Annotated in this window: 12 protein-coding genes and 1 riboswitch; of the genes, 10 read left to right on the forward strand and 2 right to left on the reverse strand. The window is 73.8% G+C overall.

The genetic code is table 11. The features are described from left to right. From DEJ33_RS16455 to ribH, 7 genes are all read left to right on the forward strand, one after another. The coding region (locus DEJ33_RS16455) for a hypothetical protein (protein WP_220034498.1) at positions 1-1162 on the forward strand (1162 nt) is incomplete at its 5' end. Between the two features lie 87 nt (positions 1163-1249). Beyond that, positions 1250-3325 carry a cell wall anchor protein gene (locus tag DEJ33_RS16460; protein WP_111079297.1) on the forward strand — a complete coding sequence of 692 codons (2076 nt, stop codon included), beginning with the start codon at positions 1250-1252 and terminating at the stop codon, positions 3323-3325. Between the two features lie 252 nt (positions 3326-3577). Then, positions 3578-4954: an esterase family protein gene (locus tag DEJ33_RS16465; RefSeq protein WP_111079296.1), complete on the forward strand. Its 1377-nt coding sequence runs from the start codon at positions 3578-3580 to the stop codon at positions 4952-4954. Further along, complete coding sequence (locus DEJ33_RS16470) at positions 4951-7461, forward strand: DUF2156 domain-containing protein (RefSeq protein ID WP_111195547.1); 2511 nt, start codon at positions 4951-4953, stop codon at positions 7459-7461. The genes DEJ33_RS16465 and DEJ33_RS16470 overlap by 4 nt, the downstream gene beginning before the upstream one ends. A 103-nt stretch (positions 7462-7564) precedes the next feature. Next, positions 7565-7698, forward strand: a riboswitch (FMN riboswitch). Positions 7699-7784: 86 nt separating this feature from the next. Beyond that, on the forward strand, positions 7785-8450 hold the full coding sequence (locus DEJ33_RS16475) for a riboflavin synthase (protein ID WP_111079294.1): 666 nt from the start codon (positions 7785-7787) through the stop codon (positions 8448-8450). Beyond that, entirely contained in the window at positions 8450-9145 is a 696-nt protein-coding gene (ribB, locus tag DEJ33_RS16480; RefSeq protein ID WP_111079293.1) for a 3,4-dihydroxy-2-butanone-4-phosphate synthase, read from the forward strand. Before DEJ33_RS16475 ends, ribB begins: the two co-directional genes overlap by 1 nt. Then, on the forward strand, positions 9142-9621 hold the full coding sequence (gene ribH, locus DEJ33_RS16485) for a 6,7-dimethyl-8-ribityllumazine synthase (RefSeq protein ID WP_111079292.1): 480 nt from the start codon (positions 9142-9144) through the stop codon (positions 9619-9621). Before ribB ends, ribH begins: the two co-directional genes overlap by 4 nt. A 94-nt stretch (positions 9622-9715) precedes the next feature. Here the strand turns inward: ribH and DEJ33_RS17390 are convergent, their stop codons facing one another. Further along, entirely contained in the window at positions 9716-9886 is a 171-nt protein-coding gene (locus DEJ33_RS17390; protein WP_181421469.1) for a hypothetical protein, read from the reverse strand. 67 nt (positions 9887-9953) lie between these two features. Next, a complete protein-coding gene (locus tag DEJ33_RS16490; RefSeq protein ID WP_110902591.1) occupies positions 9954-10502 on the reverse strand; it encodes a TetR/AcrR family transcriptional regulator in 549 nt (182 codons plus the stop codon). Positions 10503-10626: 124 nt separating this feature from the next. Here DEJ33_RS16490 and DEJ33_RS16495 point away from each other — a divergent pair, with 124 nt between their 5' ends. From DEJ33_RS16495 to DEJ33_RS16505, 3 genes are all read left to right on the forward strand, one after another. Continuing rightward, positions 10627-12654 carry an aldo/keto reductase gene (locus DEJ33_RS16495; RefSeq protein WP_111195548.1) on the forward strand — a complete coding sequence of 676 codons (2028 nt, stop codon included), beginning with the start codon at positions 10627-10629 and terminating at the stop codon, positions 12652-12654. After that, a complete protein-coding gene (locus DEJ33_RS16500) occupies positions 12633-13655 on the forward strand; it encodes a LacI family DNA-binding transcriptional regulator (RefSeq protein WP_111079290.1) in 1023 nt (340 codons plus the stop codon). Before DEJ33_RS16495 ends, DEJ33_RS16500 begins: the two co-directional genes overlap by 22 nt. A 227-nt stretch (positions 13656-13882) precedes the next feature. Then, complete coding sequence (locus DEJ33_RS16505; protein WP_111079289.1) at positions 13883-15406, forward strand: MFS transporter; 1524 nt, start codon at positions 13883-13885, stop codon at positions 15404-15406. Positions 15407-15629 lie beyond the last annotated feature (223 nt).

Raw genomic sequence — 15629 nt, forward strand, 5'->3', positions numbered from 1 at the left:
CGTCCGGGCCGCGCCGGCGCCGGTTGCGCCCGCTCCGACCGCCGCAGCACCCGCCCCGGTCGCCGCAGCCCCCGCTCCGGTCTCCGCACCTGCAGCCACTCCGGCGGTCCCGGTGGCTGCGCCGGCCCCGGTCACCGCAGCGCCGGCCAGCACGCACACCGACCCGGCCGCAGCCCCCGCGCCGACCGCGGCCGACCAGCCGTCGCACGCCGGCGCCACACCGGCCGACGCACCCGGAGCGCCCGCAGCCACGCCGACGACCCGCCCGGGCACCTCGCTCGTCGGCGGCGTCGTGTCGGCCGTGAACGGCGCCTCCCGGCCCGTCACCGACACCGTCGTCACCGTCCTCGACCCCGTCACCGGAGCCGTGCAGGACATCGCCGGTGACCGTCCGGTGACCGCGATCGTGGCCGTCGTCGACCGGGTGGTCGGGAGCCTCCCGGTCGTCGGCGGACTGCTCGGTGACGACACGCTCGGCACCGTCACGGCGCCCGTCACGGGCGTGGTGGACGACACCCTCGGCTCGGTCGGTGACGTCGTCGGCGCTGTGCCGGGCGTCGTGGCCGAGGTGCCCGACGTCGTCGGCGGCCTGCCCGGCGTCGGTGGCGGTCTCCTGCCGGGAGGCTCCCTCCCCGTCGTCGACGTCCCCTCGGTCCCCGTGGTGGGCACCCCGGGCACCGGTGGCGCCATCGTGCCGACGGTCCCGGCAGGATCGGTCCCCGCGTCGCCCACAGCCACGGCCGCCGTGCGACCCGCGGGGACGACCAGCGGTCCGGCAGCCGCGCTGGCTGCACCGATCACGGGCGCAGCGGACCAGCCGGCTGCGACGACCACCCCGTCCGCCGTCCGCGCGAGCACCTCGGCGATCGTCGCCGGTCCGCTCGCTGCCGTGACGACGTCGACCTCCCTCGCTGCCGCGACCTTCGGCGGCGAGGCCCTCGTCCTCCCGGACGGCGGCGCGCCGACGCACGCACCGTTCGAGGGCGCCACCGGCGGCACCGCAGGCGGATCCGCCGCGGGCGGCTCGGCCGGCGCGACCCCGATCGGCACCGTCGGTGCCGACGCACAGACCTCCCCCCTCGCCACGGGTCACCGTGGCCCGGTCACCGACGACGCCCTCCCGGCCTCGCTCGTCGGCGACCACGACGTCGCTCCCGATTGAGATCGGCGCACCTGCCCGCCACGGCAGGACGCGCCACCGACCGCTCCCGTGCGGTCGACCGACCATCTCGATCAGGAGTGAACGACCATGAACAAGAACGTCACCCGAGGGCTCTTCTTCGCCCTCTGCGTGGGCGGGCTGACGCTCGGTGGAGCCGTCGCGGCGAACGCGGCGACGACCACCGGAGCGGACGGCATCGCCTCCGGGACCCAGATCGCGCCGAACGTCGACGCCCCGGTCTCCGTCACCCGCAACGCCTTCGGCATCGTCGGCGACGCGGTCTCGACCGCCACGAGCCCGGCGGCTGCGCCGGCCCCCGCGGCGCCGGTCCCCGCACCGGCCCCCGCGGCGCCGGTCCCTGCGCCGGCACCCGCCGCGCCGACGACCAGCGGTGCTGACGGCGTCGCCTCCGGCACCCAGGTGGTGCCGGAGGTCACGGCTCCGGTGGATGTCACCGGCAACGCAGTCGGCGTGCTCGGCGACGCGACGGCTGCTCCCGCACCAGCGGCACCGGCGGCGCCCGCACCAGCTCCTGCTGCACCGGCTGCTCCTGTTGTTCCGGCTCCGACGACCAGTGGCGAGGACGGCGTCCTCTCCGGCACCCAGGTCGCGGGCGACGTCGACCTCCCGGTGACCGTCGGCGGCAACGCCGTCGCCGTCGCCGGGGACGCCGCCAGCACCGGCTCGAGCACGGCGGCTCCGGCCTCCGCGCCGGCCACTGCGGCTCCGGCAGCAACGGCCGCAACCACCTCGGGCGCGGACGGCCTGCTGTCCGGCACACAGGTCCTGCCGGACGTCTCGATCCCGGTCACGGTGTCGGGCAACGGCATCGGGCTCCTCGGGGACGGTGCCGCGACCGCCGGTCCGTCGACTTCCGGCACGCCGGTCGGTTCCGGCTCGACGGGAGGCGCGCCCTCCCCGACGACGTCGGGCTCCGACGGTCTGATCTCGGGGACACAGCTCCTCGGCACCGTCTCCGTGCCGATCACGGTGACCGGCAACGGCATCGGGGTCCTCGGTGACGGCACCAGCACCGGCGGCTCGACCACCGGAACGGGGACCGGTACCGCTCCGGCCTCGGGCGGGACGACCTCGGGGGAGGACGGTGTCGGTTCCGGCACCCAGGTCGCTCCCGTGGTGTCGATCCCGGTCACGATCGGTGGGAACGGCATCGGTGTGGTCGGTGACGGCACGAGCACCGGTGGCTCGACCACCGGCTCCGGCACGAGCACCGGCACGACGCCCGTCGGCGGGGGCACGACCTCGGGTGAGGACGGTGTCGGTTCCGGCACGCAGGTCATCCCGGTGATCGACGTCCCGGTCACGATCGGTGGGAACGGCATCGGTGTGATCGGTGACGGCACGAGCACCGGTGGGTCGACCACCGGCTCCGGCACGAGCACCGGCACGACGCCCGTCGGCGGGGGCACGACCTCGGGTGAGGACGGTGTCGGTTCCGGCACGCAGGTCATCCCGGTGATCACCATCCCGGTCACGATCGGTGGGAACGGCATCGGTGTGATCGGTGACGGCACGAGCACCGGTGGCTCGACCACCGGCTCCGGCACGAGCACCGGCACGACGCCGGCTTCGGGTGGCACGACCTCGGGTGAGGGCGGCATCGGCTCCGGCACGCAGATCATCCCGGTGATCACCATCCCGGTCACCGTCGGTGGGAACGGCGTCGGCGTCATCGGCGACGGTTCCAGCAGCACCCCGGGCACCACGACGCCGGGCACGACCGACCCGGGCACCACGACGCCGGGCACGACCGACCCGGGTACCACGACGCCGGGCACGACCGACCCGGGCACCACGACGCCGGGCACCACGGGCCCCGGCACCGGAGTCACCCCCGAGACGGGTACGACTCCCGGTACCACCACCCCGGTCACCACCCCGGCCACGGCCACCCCGGCCACGACCGTCCCGGCCACCCCGGCCGCGCTGGTCACCCCGGTGGCAGAGGTCACGCCCCGTGCCGCAGCCACCGCGGTCGACTCCACGTCGACGGGCAGCGGGGTCAGCACGACCCGCACGGCCACCGGTACCACCGGCACGCTCGCCTACACGGGAGCGGACCGGCCGGTCCTCCCGGCCCTCGCAGCACTGCTGCTGCTCCTGGCCGGTCTCGGGACGATGTCCCTGCGGCGCCGCCACTGACGCCGAACCGCTGAACGGCTGCGGAGCACCGGGATCCCCGGGGCTCCGCAGCCGCCTGCCCGGCCGAGCCCGACCCGGACGAGCTGGCCCGGCCGCCCTGGTTCCAAAGGGGCGGACCCGCGGTGACGAGTCGTGACCAGGACTCGTCCTGGGGGAGTGCTGTGCGCCTCCTGGGCGAGCGTCGGCCCTTGCTGAACACAGCGGCAGCCGACCAGTGGCTGTGCGTCAGCTGGACGGCAGCACGATGAACCCGTGCCATCCGACGTGCTCCAGCTCCCGATCGTCCTCCCGGCCGTGCTCGTGCCGGTGGACGTGGTCGCCGTCGTCCTCGTCCTCGTGACGGTCTTCGGACCGCGCGGTCGGGCGAAGGACGCCGGCGCGACCGACCACCCGGTGAGGCGACGGCGGGACCGAGGCGTCCCGGCCGTGCTCGTCCGGATCGCGGCGATCGCGGTCGGCGCCGGCATCGGCCTGGTCGCCGTCTGGTGGTTCGGTGACGTCCAGGACCGCTTCGGCGTGTCCTTCACGGCCGTCACGCGCATGTGGGTCGCGTTCACGGTGGCCGCCGTCCTCCTGTTCCTGGTCGTCCTGGTCCAGGGCGGCAACGGTCGCCGGATCGTCGGGCTCGGAGCTGCCCTCGCGGTCGCCCTCACCGCGGGCCTCGGCATCAACGTCGACTTCGGGGCGTACCGGACCATCGGCGAGGCCGTCACGCCGAACCCCTACCCGATCGGCACCCTGGACCACCAGCACGCGGCCAGGCCCGGCGCACGGGTCGTCGACGCGGCGACGTGGACCGCACCGGAGGGGATGCCCGATCGTGGCCGCACCATCGCGGTCCGCATCCCCGCGACGGTCTCGCACTTCCACGCCCGCCCCGCCGTCGTCTGGCTGCCGCCGGCCGCGCAGGTCGCGGACCCGCCGACCCTGCCGGTCCTCGTCGCGCTCTCCGGGCAGCCCGGGCAGCCGGCCGACATGTTCCAGACCGGCCGGCTCGGGTCCTTCCTCGACCACTACGCCGCGGCGCACCACGGCATCGCGCCGATCGTCGTCTCGCCCGACCAACTGGGGGCTCCGGGCCACAACCCGATGTGCGTCGACAGCCGTCGTCTCGGGCGGAGTGCGACCTACGTGATGACCGACACGGTCCGGTGGATCCACGAGCACCTCGACGTGGCCTCGGGCAGCGCGGCGTGGGGCATCGGCGGCTTCTCGCAGGGGGCGACCTGCGCCGTGCAGTTCTCGAGCGCGTACCCCGAGGTGTTCGGCACCACCCTCGCGATCTCCAGCGAGCTCGCCCCGGCGAACGGCGACCTCGAGCACACGATCGCGGTCGGGTTCGGCGGCTCCCGTCCGGCCTACCTCCGGGCCACCCCGGAGGCCCTGCTCGCCGCCCACACGCCGTACCACGACCACCTCACCGTGTTCGGCTACGGCGAGGACGACGCTCCCTACGAGGCCTCGACGCTCGCGCTCCGCGCCGCGTCGGAACGCGCCGGGATCGCGACCACCCTCATCGTCTCGCCCGGCTCGGCCCACGACTGGAACACCGTCCGGTACGTCCTGGGCCACGGCCTCCCCACCGTGATCGCCCACCTCGGACTGCCCGTGGACGGGATCCGTCGATGACCGCGAAGGGCGCACCCGACACCGCCGCTCCGGAGCAGCCCGCGGCCCCGCCGCAGGAGGTCGGCCACGCGGCCGCCGCGCGCGTCCTGCGTGACGTGGGGCGGGCCTCCCGGTCGGTCCGGCACGCCGTCACGCGACAGCCGGTCACGGCCGTCGTCCTGGTCCTGGTGCTGCTGGCGTCGATCACCGCCGCGTCGCTGCGGTTCGCCCAGGGCCGACAGGTGCCGGACGCCCTCGTGCCCTTCCGGGTGTTCGCCGTCACCACCGGTGTCCTCGCGCTGGTCCTGACGCTCGCCGGTGTCGTCGTGCTGGTCGGAGCCTCCGAACGGCTGATGGGCTCGCGGCGCACCGTCTCCGCCTTCCTGGCGACGAGCGTCATCGGGGCGGCGGCCGCAGCCGTCGTCGGCCTCGTCGACCCGGACGGGCACCGTGGTGCCGCCCTGCTCTCCGGGGCCGAGGGCCTCGACCCGTGGACGGCGATCCTGGGGACGGTCACCACGGCGAGTGCCTTCGCCGGCCCGCTCTGGCGTCGTCGGATCCGGGTCAACGCGCTGGCGGTCGTCCTCACGCTCTTCCTCTACGCCGGACACACCGCCGACCTCTCCGCCGTCGTCGCCACGGCCGCCGGCTGGGGACTCGGCGAGGTGTTCCGACGCACCCCGAAGCGCACCGGCTGGACCCGCAGCTCCCACCGCGAGACCCGGGTGCTGCTCGGGACGGTCGTCCTGGTGTCGGCGGTCGGACCGGTGATCGCGCTGGTGTCGCGCGCCCGGGTCGGTCTGCTCGCGCCGCTCGCCGCGGTCGTCGGGATGGGCCCGGCGGACCAGCCCTCCGCCTGTCGCGCCGACGGCGTCGCCGGGGAGTGCCTGCACCGCCTGCTGACCTTCCGTGCGACGGACCCCTGGTCCCTGCTGCTCGCGATCGCACCACTGCTCGTGCTCGTCGTCGGGGCGGTCGGCCTGTTCCGTGGCAGCCGCTTCGCGGTGTGGCTCGTCGTGGTGGTCGACACCGTCACCGGGATCGCCGCCGCCGTGACCTACACCCACGTGCCCGGTCGGGTCGAGCAACTCCGCGGGTCCGAGGACGACGTCGTCGTGGTCCTGTCGATCGCCGCGTCGATCGCGGTCCCGCTCCTCACCGGGCTCGTCCTGCTGCTGCTGCGGCGGTCGTTCACGGTCGCGGTCGCCCGGAGCCGCGTCGTCACCTTCAGCGTGACGGTCCTGGTCGCGGCCGCTGTCCTGGCGACGGTCGTCTTCGTCGTCGCCGACGCGTCACCGGTGCGGGTGCACGACCCGCTCGGCCTGGTCGTCGCCGTCCTCGGACCGCTGTCACCGGTCCTGCACCACCGTGACCTGCCGATCCGGGACCCCGGTCTCCGGACGGTGCTGGGCCTCGTCGGCCCGCTGCTGTGGGCCGTCGTGGCCGTCGCCGCGATCCGTCCCGCCGGTGCGACGCCCGGCGCAGCCGACTCCGACGTGTCCGCCGCGGACCGTGAGCGTGCCCGCGCGCTGCTCGTGGCGGGTGGCGGCGACACCTTCGGCTGGATGGCGACGTGGCCGGGCAGCGCGCACTGGTTCAGCGCGGACGGTCGCGCCGGCGTCGCCTACCGACGGACCGGTGCCGTCGCGGTCGCCCTCGGCCCGTTCGGCTGGCCGGACGCGCGAGGACCGGCGCTCACCGAGTTCGCCCGGTACTGCGACGACAACGGCTGGACGGCGGTCTTCCACGGCATCGACACGACCAGCGCCGCGGCCCTCACCCGGCTCGGCTGGCGCACCCTGCCGGTCGCCGAGGACGCCGCGTTCGACCCGCGTGCCTGGACCACGAGCGGCAGCCGGAAGCAGGACGTCCGCACCGCCGTCAACAAGGCCCGTCGCTCCGGGTTCACCGCCACCTGGTCGTCGTGGCAGGACCTGCCCGTGGCGACCACCCGGCAGATCGAGGCCATCTCCGAGGAATGGGTCGCCGATCGTGAACTCCCCGAGATGGGCTTCACGCTCGGCAGCCTCGACGAGATGCGGGACCCGGCCGTCCGGACCCTCGTCGCGCAGGACGCCGAGGGCACGGTCCTCGGGGTCACGAGCTGGTTGCCGTCCCACCGTGCGGGCCGCGTGGTCGGCTGGACGCTCGACGTCATGCGGCGCCGGAGCGACGCCCCGAACGGCGTGATGGAGTTCCTGGTGGCCTCCGCTGCCGAGGTGATGCGCGACCAGGGCGTCGAACGACTCGGCCTCTCCGCCGCGCCGCTCGCCCGCACGTCCGGTGGCGCAACCACCGGGGACGGCGTCGAGACCCTGCTCGAACTCGTCGGCGGCGTCCTCGAGCCGGTCTACGGGTTCCGGTCGCTGCTCCGGTTCAAGCGGAAGTTCGGCCCGGGACTCGAACCGCTCGTCCTCGCCTACCCGGACCCGGTCGCGCTGCCCGCCATCGGCGTCGCGGTGGTCCGCGCCTACCTGCCCGACCTGTCGCTCCGGCAGGCGTTGGCACTGGTCCGCGGACGCGGCTGAGCCGCCGGACGGGAGGCCCGGTGCACCCCCGAGACGCCGCGTGACGCCCGGCGGACCATCCGCCCACGACGGTCGGGGTGCTGGGGTATCGTCGGTGACACGCAAGCGCTCCGGGGTCGGTGCAAGTCCGAACCGGTGGTGACAGTCCACGAGCGCCGCGCCGGGTCCGCCCGGTGCGGGGTTGACCTGGTGCAATCCCAGGACCGACGGTGAGAGTCCGGACGGGAGGAAGCGCTGACGGAAGGTGATGGTCGTTCCGCGATCCCGCCTGCCGTCCGCCGACGACCGTCGCGCGCACCCGGAGTCCCGTTGAGAGGACACCAGTGTTCACCGGCATCATCGAGGAACTCGGCACCGTCACCGCCGTCGACGAACGAGGCGACTCCGTCGCGCTCACCGTCCGTGGCCCGCTCGTCGTCTCCGACGCGCAGCACGGCGACTCCATCTCGGTCTCGGGCGTCTGCCTGACCGTCGTCGAGCAGAGCCCGGAGACCTTCACGGCGTTCGTCATGAAGCAGACCCTCGACATGAGCGCGCACGGGTCGTTGCGGGCCGGTGACCGGGTGAACCTGGAGCGTGCGGCCTCGGTCGGGGACCGGCTCGGCGGTCACATCGTGCAGGGTCACATCGACGGCACCGCGACCGTCCTCCTCACCGACGACGGGGACGGCTGGCGGCGGGTGCGGTTCACGCTGACGCCGGAACTCGGCCCGCTCGTGGTCGACAAGGGCTCGATCGCGATCGACGGTGTCTCGCTGACCGTCAGCGCGGTGTCGCCGGAGTCCGTCGCACCGGACGCCGCCTGGTTCGAGGTCAGCCTCATCCCGGAGACCCTGGCCGCCACGACGCTCGGTGCACGGGTGCCGGGGGACCGCGTCAACATCGAGACCGACGTCCTGGCCCGGCACGTCCGCCGGATGCTGCGGCTCGACGCTGCTGCCGCTGCTGCCGGTGCTGCCGGTGCTCCGGTCTGGGCGGAGGCCCGCTGATGGTCGCCGACACCGCTCCCGTCGTGCCGACCCTCGCCGACGACCCCGGCCTGTCCTCGGTCGAGCAGGCGATCGTCGCCATCGCCGCCGGCCGTCCGGTCATCGTGGCCGACGACGAGCACCGCGAGAACGAGGGCGACGTCGTCCTCTCCGCGGAACTCGCGACGCCGGAGTGGATCGCGTGGACGGTCGCGCACTCGTCCGGGTTCATCTGCGCGCCGGTCAGCGCCGAGATCGCCGACGCCCTCGACCTGCCGCCGATGGTCCAGCACAACGAGGACGTCCGCGGCACCGCCTACACCGTCACGGTCGATGCGGCCGTCGGCGTCACGACCGGCATCAGTGCCCACGACCGCGCACGGACGCTCCGGGTCCTCGCCGACCCGGGTTCGGTCCGCGAGGACCTGCACCGACCGGGACACGTCGTCCCGTTGCGGGCACGCCCGGGTGGCGTCCGGGAGCGCGCGGGGCACACCGAAGCCGCGATCGACCTCGTCACCGCCGCCGGACTCCGGCCCGCGGCGGCGATCTGCGAGATCGTCGACGAGCACGGCGGCATGATGCGCCTGCCGGAACTCGTCGGACTCGGGGCACGCGAGGGCGTGCCCGTCATCACCATCGCCGCGTTGGCCGTCTGGCTCGACGCAGCCGACCGGGCGACGGACGTCGCCCACACCGAAGGGACACACGCATGAGCGGAGCAGGAGCGGCGGAGCGCGAGCTCGTCGACGGCAGCGGCATCCGGGTCGCGGTCATCGCCGGACAGTGGCACGACGTCATCGCGAACGGACTGCTCGCAGGGGCGCAGCGCGAGATCGAACGCCTCGGTGCCACCGCGCAGGTCGTCCCCGTCCCGGGTAGCTTCGAGCTCCCGGTGGTCGCGAAGGCCGCCCTCGAGTCCGGCTTCGACGCAGCGGTCGCCCTCGGCGTGATCATCCGCGGCGGGACCCCGCACTTCGAGTACGTCTCGGACGCGGCGACGAGCGGGCTGACGAAGGTCGCGATCGACACCGGCAAGCCCGTCGGCTTCGGCGTGCTGACCCTGGACGACGAGCAGCAGGGGATCGACCGCGCCGGACTGCCCGGGTCGAAGGAGGACAAGGGCGCCGAGGCCGCGCACGCGGCGATCGCCACGGCCGTCACGCTGCGCGGGCTGCGCGCTTCCGTGTAGCGGGACGGCGTTCGTCCACCGTCGTGCACCGGTACGACGCAGAACGGCCCCACACCGTCAGGTGCGGGGCCGTTCTGCGTGTGGGGGTGTGTGGCTACCGCTTGCCGAACACGTGGATCGGCAGGAAGAAGGAGAGGCTCATCAGCAGCACACCGGCGATGAACACGAAGGCCTGACCGGAGTCGACCTGGAACGCGAACCCGAACAGGTACATCGACACCAGCAGCAGCAGGATCGAGAAAACAGCAGCGAGGACGCGGCCCACGGTGGTACCTCCGGGAATCGAGCGGGTGGATCGCGCCCAGTCTATCCCCAGGACCGGGAGCGGCCGTTCACGCGGCCGGTTTCGTCGCGATCAGGCGGTCGACGACCTGGAGCAGTGCCGCCATGTCGACCGAGGCCCGGTCGGGACGGACGTCGCTCGCGGCCCCGAGCGACGCCGCGTGGTAGAGCCCGTCGCCGAGGAGCTTGACCGCCTGCGCGGTGGGGACGTCGTCCAGCGCGTCGACGAGGGTGGCGAGCCAGGCGTTCTCGGTCTCGTCCAGGGTCCGGCCGGCCTCTTCGTACCCGGCCTGCTGCAGGCGCGAGGCCGCGAGCAGGGCGAGGTCGAGCTCGCTGCCGACGAACTGACAGTTCTCGACGAAGTAGCGGGCCGGGCCGTCCTCGGCAGCGCGCATCCGTTCGATGTCCAGGGCGGACAGGTCGGCGAGCCGTTCGCACAGTCCCTCGACCAGGGCGGCCTTGGAACCGAAGTGGTAGAGCAGTCCGCCCTTGGAGACACCGGCGCGCGCGGCGACGGCGTCGAGGGTGGCGGGACGTTCGCCCTCCTCGCACACGATGGCGACGAAGCTGTCGAGGACGCGGTCGCGAGCACTGGCCATGCGCACGAGTCTAGGGACACGCCGGGGGGAGTGTGTTCCGTGAACGTTCACGGTCCCTTGTTCCGAGGGTCTGTACCGGATAGCCTCGCCGCGACCGTGAAGGTTCACGACGAACAGGATCCGCATGTCAGCGCAGACCGCGACCCCCACGCCCACCACGAACGACACGACCCCCGGCTGGGCGGTCCTCGGCCCCGGGGGGATCGCCCGACGGTTCCTCTCGCAGCTGTCGACGAGCAGCGGCCGACTCGTCGCCGCCGGCAGTTCGTCGGTCGAGCGGGCGCAGGCCTTCGCGGACGAGGCCGCCGAGCACGGGTTCCCCGACGTGGTGGCGGGCACCTACGACGACGTCCTCGCCGACCCCCGGGTGTCCGCCGTCTACGTCGCGACCGTGCACACCGGGCACGCGGCCCTCGTCCTCGCCGCACTGCGGGCAGGCAAGGCCGTGCTCTGCGAGAAGCCACTCACGCCGAACCACGGCACGACGATGGTGCTCGTCGACGCCGCACGACAGGCCGGACTGCCGTTGGTCGAGGCGTTCATGTACCGCTTCCACCCGCAGACCGCGGCCTTCCTCGACCTGGTCCGCGACGGCACGGTCGGCACCGTCACCCACGTCGACGCGTCGTTCGCGTTCCGCACCGAGGAGCGCTCCGGCCGGCTCTTCGACGTCGAGACCGCCGGCGGCGGGATCCTCGACGTCGGCTGCTACCCGGTCACCATGACCGCGGCGGTCGTGCAGGCCGCGACCGGGGTCGCGGTCGCCGAACCCGTCGAGCTGCACGCCGTCGGGACGCTCGGTCCGACGGGCGTCGACGAATGGACCGTCGCCAGCGCGACGTACGCGTCGGGCATCACCGCGAGCCTCCGGACCGGCGTCCGCGTCGAGGACACGAACGCGGTCGTCGTGCACGGCACCCGCGGCACGATCGTGCTCCGCGACCCGTGGACCATCGGCGGCGACCCGGTCATCGAGGTCCGGACCGTCGACGCCCCACCTGCCGAGACGTCCTTCGCCGGTGCCGCCCCCTACGGGCTGGAGGCCGACGCCACCATCGACGCCCTGCGCGCCGGCCGGGTCGACGCGCCGCAGATGACCACCGACGAGAGCCTGGCCGCCGCCCGCACCCTCGACCGCTGGCGCGCCGCGATCGGCCTGCGCTACCCGTTCGAGGCCGAGACCGCCGACATCCCCACGGTCAGCGGCCGCCCGCTCACCGTCGCGCCCGACGCCCCGATGACGTACGGCGAGCTGCCCGGCATCGACAAGCGCGTCTCGCGCCTGGTGATGGGCGTCGACAACCAGCCGGACCTGGCCCACGCGAGCGCGATCTTCGACCACTTCGTGGAGCAGGGCGGGACCGCCTTCGACACCGGGTACGTCTACGGCGGAGGCGTGCTCGAGGGCCGCTTCGGCGCCTGGGTCCGCAACCGCGGCATCCGCGAGGACGTCGTCGTCATCACCAAGGGCGCACACACGCCGTACTGCGACCCGGAGTCACTCACCCGTCAGCTGCTCGAGAGCCTGGAGCGCCAGGGCACCGACTACGCGGACGTCTACATGATGCACCGGGACAACCCGGACATCCCGGTGGGGGAGTTCGTCGACGTCCTCGACGAACACCGCCGCGCCGGGCGCATCCGGGTCTTCGGCGGGTCGAACTGGACCCCCGCCCGGTTCGACGAGGCGAACGCCTGGGCCGCGGCGAACGGCAGGCACGGGTTCGAGGTGCTCAGCAACCACTTCGGTCTGGCGGAGGCCCTCGACGTCCCCTGGGCCGGGTGCGAGCACGTCACCGACCCGGAGTCGAAGCGCTGGCTCGAGGAGCGCCAGATCCCGCTGCTGCCGTGGTCCTCGCAGGCGCGCGGCTTCTTCACCGGTCGGGCCCGTCCGGACGACACGAGCGACGCCGAACTCGTCCGCTGCTACTACTCGGACGCGAACTTCGAGCGCCTCCGCCGCGCCGAGGAACTCGGGGGGCAGTACGGCGTCCCGGCGACCGCGATCGCCCTGGCGTACGTGCTGCACCAGCCGTTCCCGACCTTCCCGCTGTTCGGCCCGCGGACCATCGCCGAAGCGCGTTCGTCGATGCTCGGCCTGACCGTCGACCTCACGCCCGAGCAGGTGGCATGGCTCGACCTCCGCAGCTGACCGGCACCAGCGGCCGCGCGACGATCCTCGACGTCGCAGCCGCCGCCGGGGTGTCCCGGCAGACCGTGACCCGTGCGGTGAACGGCCTGCCGGGGATCAGCGACGCCACGAAGGGGCGGGTCCTCGCCGCCGCGGAGCAGCTCGACTACCGCCCGTCCCGCTTCGGGCGGGGGCTCGTGTCGGGCGGCACCCACCAGCTCGGGCTGCTCGTCGACGACCTCCGGAACCCGTACTCGCCGGAACTCGCCGCCGCGGTCCTCCGGCTGGCGGCCGCGCGCGGCTGGAACGTGATGCTCGCCGACGTCGGTCTCGCCGGTGACTCCGACCGGTCGGTGCAGGACCTCGGTGCGCAGACCGACGTCGTCATCGGTTCCCTCGGTACCCGCGCTGGGGAGTGGATCGAACGGCTCGGCTCGGTGCCGGTCGTCGAGCTCGACCCGCACGGCCCGCCCGCCCGCGGTGCCGTCCGGCTCGACCCGGAGGGGGCGGTGGAGAGCCTCGCGGACCACCTGGTGGCGGTCGGCGTCAAGCACCCGCTCGTCCTCGATGCACCGCCCTCCGCCGAGGCACCGGGCGAGCCGAGCACCCGCGGTGCGCTCCTGCTCGACGCCCTGCGCCGACGGGGGTACCTGCCCGAGCACCTGCACGCCGAGGCTGCCTCCGCCGATGCCGGTGCCGCGGGCACCGCCGCAGCACTCGCGCGGCACGCCCGTCTCGACGCGGTCGTCGCGTTCAACGACGTGATGGCGCTCGGGGTGCTCGCCGCCTGCCGTCGCGCCGGTGTCGAGGTCCCGGACCGCGTCCGCGTGGTCGGGATCGACGGCCTGACGCTCGGCACGCTCGTCGCGCCGACCCTCACCACGCTCGCGGTCGACCTCGACGAGGTGGCCCGCCACGCGGTGGACCTGGCGCTCGGCATGCTCGACGGGTCGCTGCCGCGGTCCGGCCCGGCTGTGGAGCGGGTGGTCCGGCACCGGCTGGTGGTGCGCGAGTCAGCGTGAGCGGCTGACCAACCGGCCGATCGAACAACCGACCGGCGGACGGGAGGCGCGAGGCGGCCCGGATCCGCGCCTCCCGATTGGCGTTGGTTGCATTTGCAACCACAACCGTCTGGACGGTACACTAACGGGACCCTGACGGGGCGCGTGACGACTTCCGCGTCCCGTCTCGTCTGCGCTCAGCCCCTGCGGGTGGCCAGCGCGACACGCTCGAAGTCCTGGAGTCCGCCATGTCCGCCCTGCTCACCAGCCCCGTCGCCACCCGGATCACCACCAGTCGTGGCTCCCGGTTCGCCGCGCTCGCGGTGCTCATGCTGCCGGTGCTGCTCATCTCGGTCGACAACACCGTCCTGAGCTTCGCGCTGCCCTCGATCTCCCGCGCCCTGCACCCGGACGCCACCACGCAGCTCTGGATGGTCGACGCGTACCCGCTCGTCCTGGCCGGGCTGCTCGTCGTGATGGGCAGCGTCGGTGACCGCATCGGACGGCGCCGGATCCTGGTGGTCGGCGCGACCGGCTTCGCGCTGCTCTCCGCCGTGGCGGCCTTCGCCACCGAGGCCTGGATGCTCGTCGCGGCCCGGCTCGCGATGGGTGTCTTCGGCGCGATGCTCATGCCCGCGACGCTGTCGATCATCCGCAACGTGTTCCCCGACGCCGGCGAACGACGGCTGGCGCTCGCGGTCTGGTCGACGATGTTCGCCGCCGGCAACGCCCTCGGCCCGCTCGTCGGCGGCGTGCTGCTCGCGCACTTCCACTGGGGCAGCGTCTTCCTCGTCGCCGTGCCGATCCTCGTCGTGATGCTCGTCGCCGTGCCGTTCTGCGTGCCGGAGTCCCGCGACCCGGAGCCCGGGCCGGTGGACGTCCCGAGCATGCTGCTGTCCCTCGGCGCCCTCGCCCCGACGGTCTGGGCGATCAAGTCCCTCGTGCACCCGGAGGAGCGCGGTCTGGCGATCGCGATGGTCGCCGTCGGGGTGCTCTGCGGCATCGCGTTCGTCCGCCGTCAGCTGCGCTCCCGCACGCCGATGCTCGACATGCGCCTGTTCCGCAGCACCGCGTTCACCGGCAGCGTGCTGATGAACATGGCGGCGATGTTCTCGCTCACCGGGTTCCTGTTCTTCATCGCCCAGCACCTGCAGCTCGTGGCCGGACTCGACCCGTTCGCCAGCGGCGTGGTGCTCGTGCCCGGCGCGGTGCTGACGATCATCGCGGGCCTCGCCGTGGTGCCCGTCGTCGCCCGTGTCGCTCCGCGCTGGGTCGTGTCCGTGTCGCTGCTGTTCTCGGCGGCCGCGTACGCCCTCGTCGCGGTGCTCGGCCACCACGCCTCGATCGCCGCGCTGGCGTTCGCGTTCGTGCTGCTCGGCATCGGCATCGGCGCGTCCGAGACCGTCACGAACGACCTCATCATCTCGACCGCCCCGGCACACAAGTCCGGTGCGGCGTCGGCGATCTCGGAGACCGCGTACGAGATCGGCGCCGTGCTCGGTACCGCCGTCCTCGGCACGATCCTGGCCACGGCCTACCGAGCCCACGTCGTCGTGCCGGACGGACTGTCCTCGACGGCGCACACCGCGGCGGGAGAGACCCTCGGCGGTGCCGTCACCGCGGCGACGCAGCTCGGCGGGTCGGCAGGGCAGGCGCTCCTGGAATCGGCCCGTGCCGCCTTCGACTCGGGTGTGACGACGACGGCGGGCGTCGCGGCGGCGCTCATGGTCGTCGCCGCAGCGGGCGCCGTCGTGATGCTGCGGCGTCGCTGACCCGGCCGTCGCGGCACGCCCGGGATGGGCCGATCCTGTGAATCATGGACCGGCACCCGGGCGCAGGTCCTACGTTGGGAGGTGGCCGCGACGACCGCGGCCGCACCCACGAACGAGGAACGACCACGACTGACATGCCCGACGCCGCTCCGGTCGACGTCCCCCAGCCCGGCACCCCCACCGCCCCGACCTACGTAGACGCCACCACGGACGATATCACCTC

The organism is Curtobacterium sp. MCPF17_047 (assembly GCF_003234045.1).
Classification (GTDB): domain Bacteria; phylum Actinomycetota; class Actinomycetes; order Actinomycetales; family Microbacteriaceae; genus Curtobacterium.

Excerpts from the sequence above, each read along its gene's own strand:
- DEJ33_RS16495 (WP_111195548.1), top strand. The coding sequence starts at position 10,627 with ATGTCAGCGCAGACCGCGACCCCCACGCCCACCACGAACGACACGACC.
- DEJ33_RS16505 (WP_111079289.1), top strand. The coding sequence starts at position 13,883 with ATGTCCGCCCTGCTCACCAGCCCCGTCGCCACCCGGATCACCACCAGT.
- DEJ33_RS16460 (WP_111079297.1), top strand. The coding sequence starts at position 1,250 with ATGAACAAGAACGTCACCCGAGGGCTCTTCTTCGCCCTCTGCGTGGGC.
- ribB (WP_111079293.1), top strand. The coding sequence starts at position 8,450 with ATGGTCGCCGACACCGCTCCCGTCGTGCCGACCCTCGCCGACGACCCC.
- DEJ33_RS16470 (WP_111195547.1), top strand. The coding sequence starts at position 4,951 with ATGACCGCGAAGGGCGCACCCGACACCGCCGCTCCGGAGCAGCCCGCG.
- ribH (WP_111079292.1), top strand. The coding sequence starts at position 9,142 with ATGAGCGGAGCAGGAGCGGCGGAGCGCGAGCTCGTCGACGGCAGCGGC.
- DEJ33_RS16490 (WP_110902591.1), bottom strand. The coding sequence starts at position 10,502 with ATGGCCAGTGCTCGCGACCGCGTCCTCGACAGCTTCGTCGCCATCGTG.
- DEJ33_RS16500 (WP_111079290.1), top strand. The coding sequence starts at position 12,633 with ATGGCTCGACCTCCGCAGCTGACCGGCACCAGCGGCCGCGCGACGATC.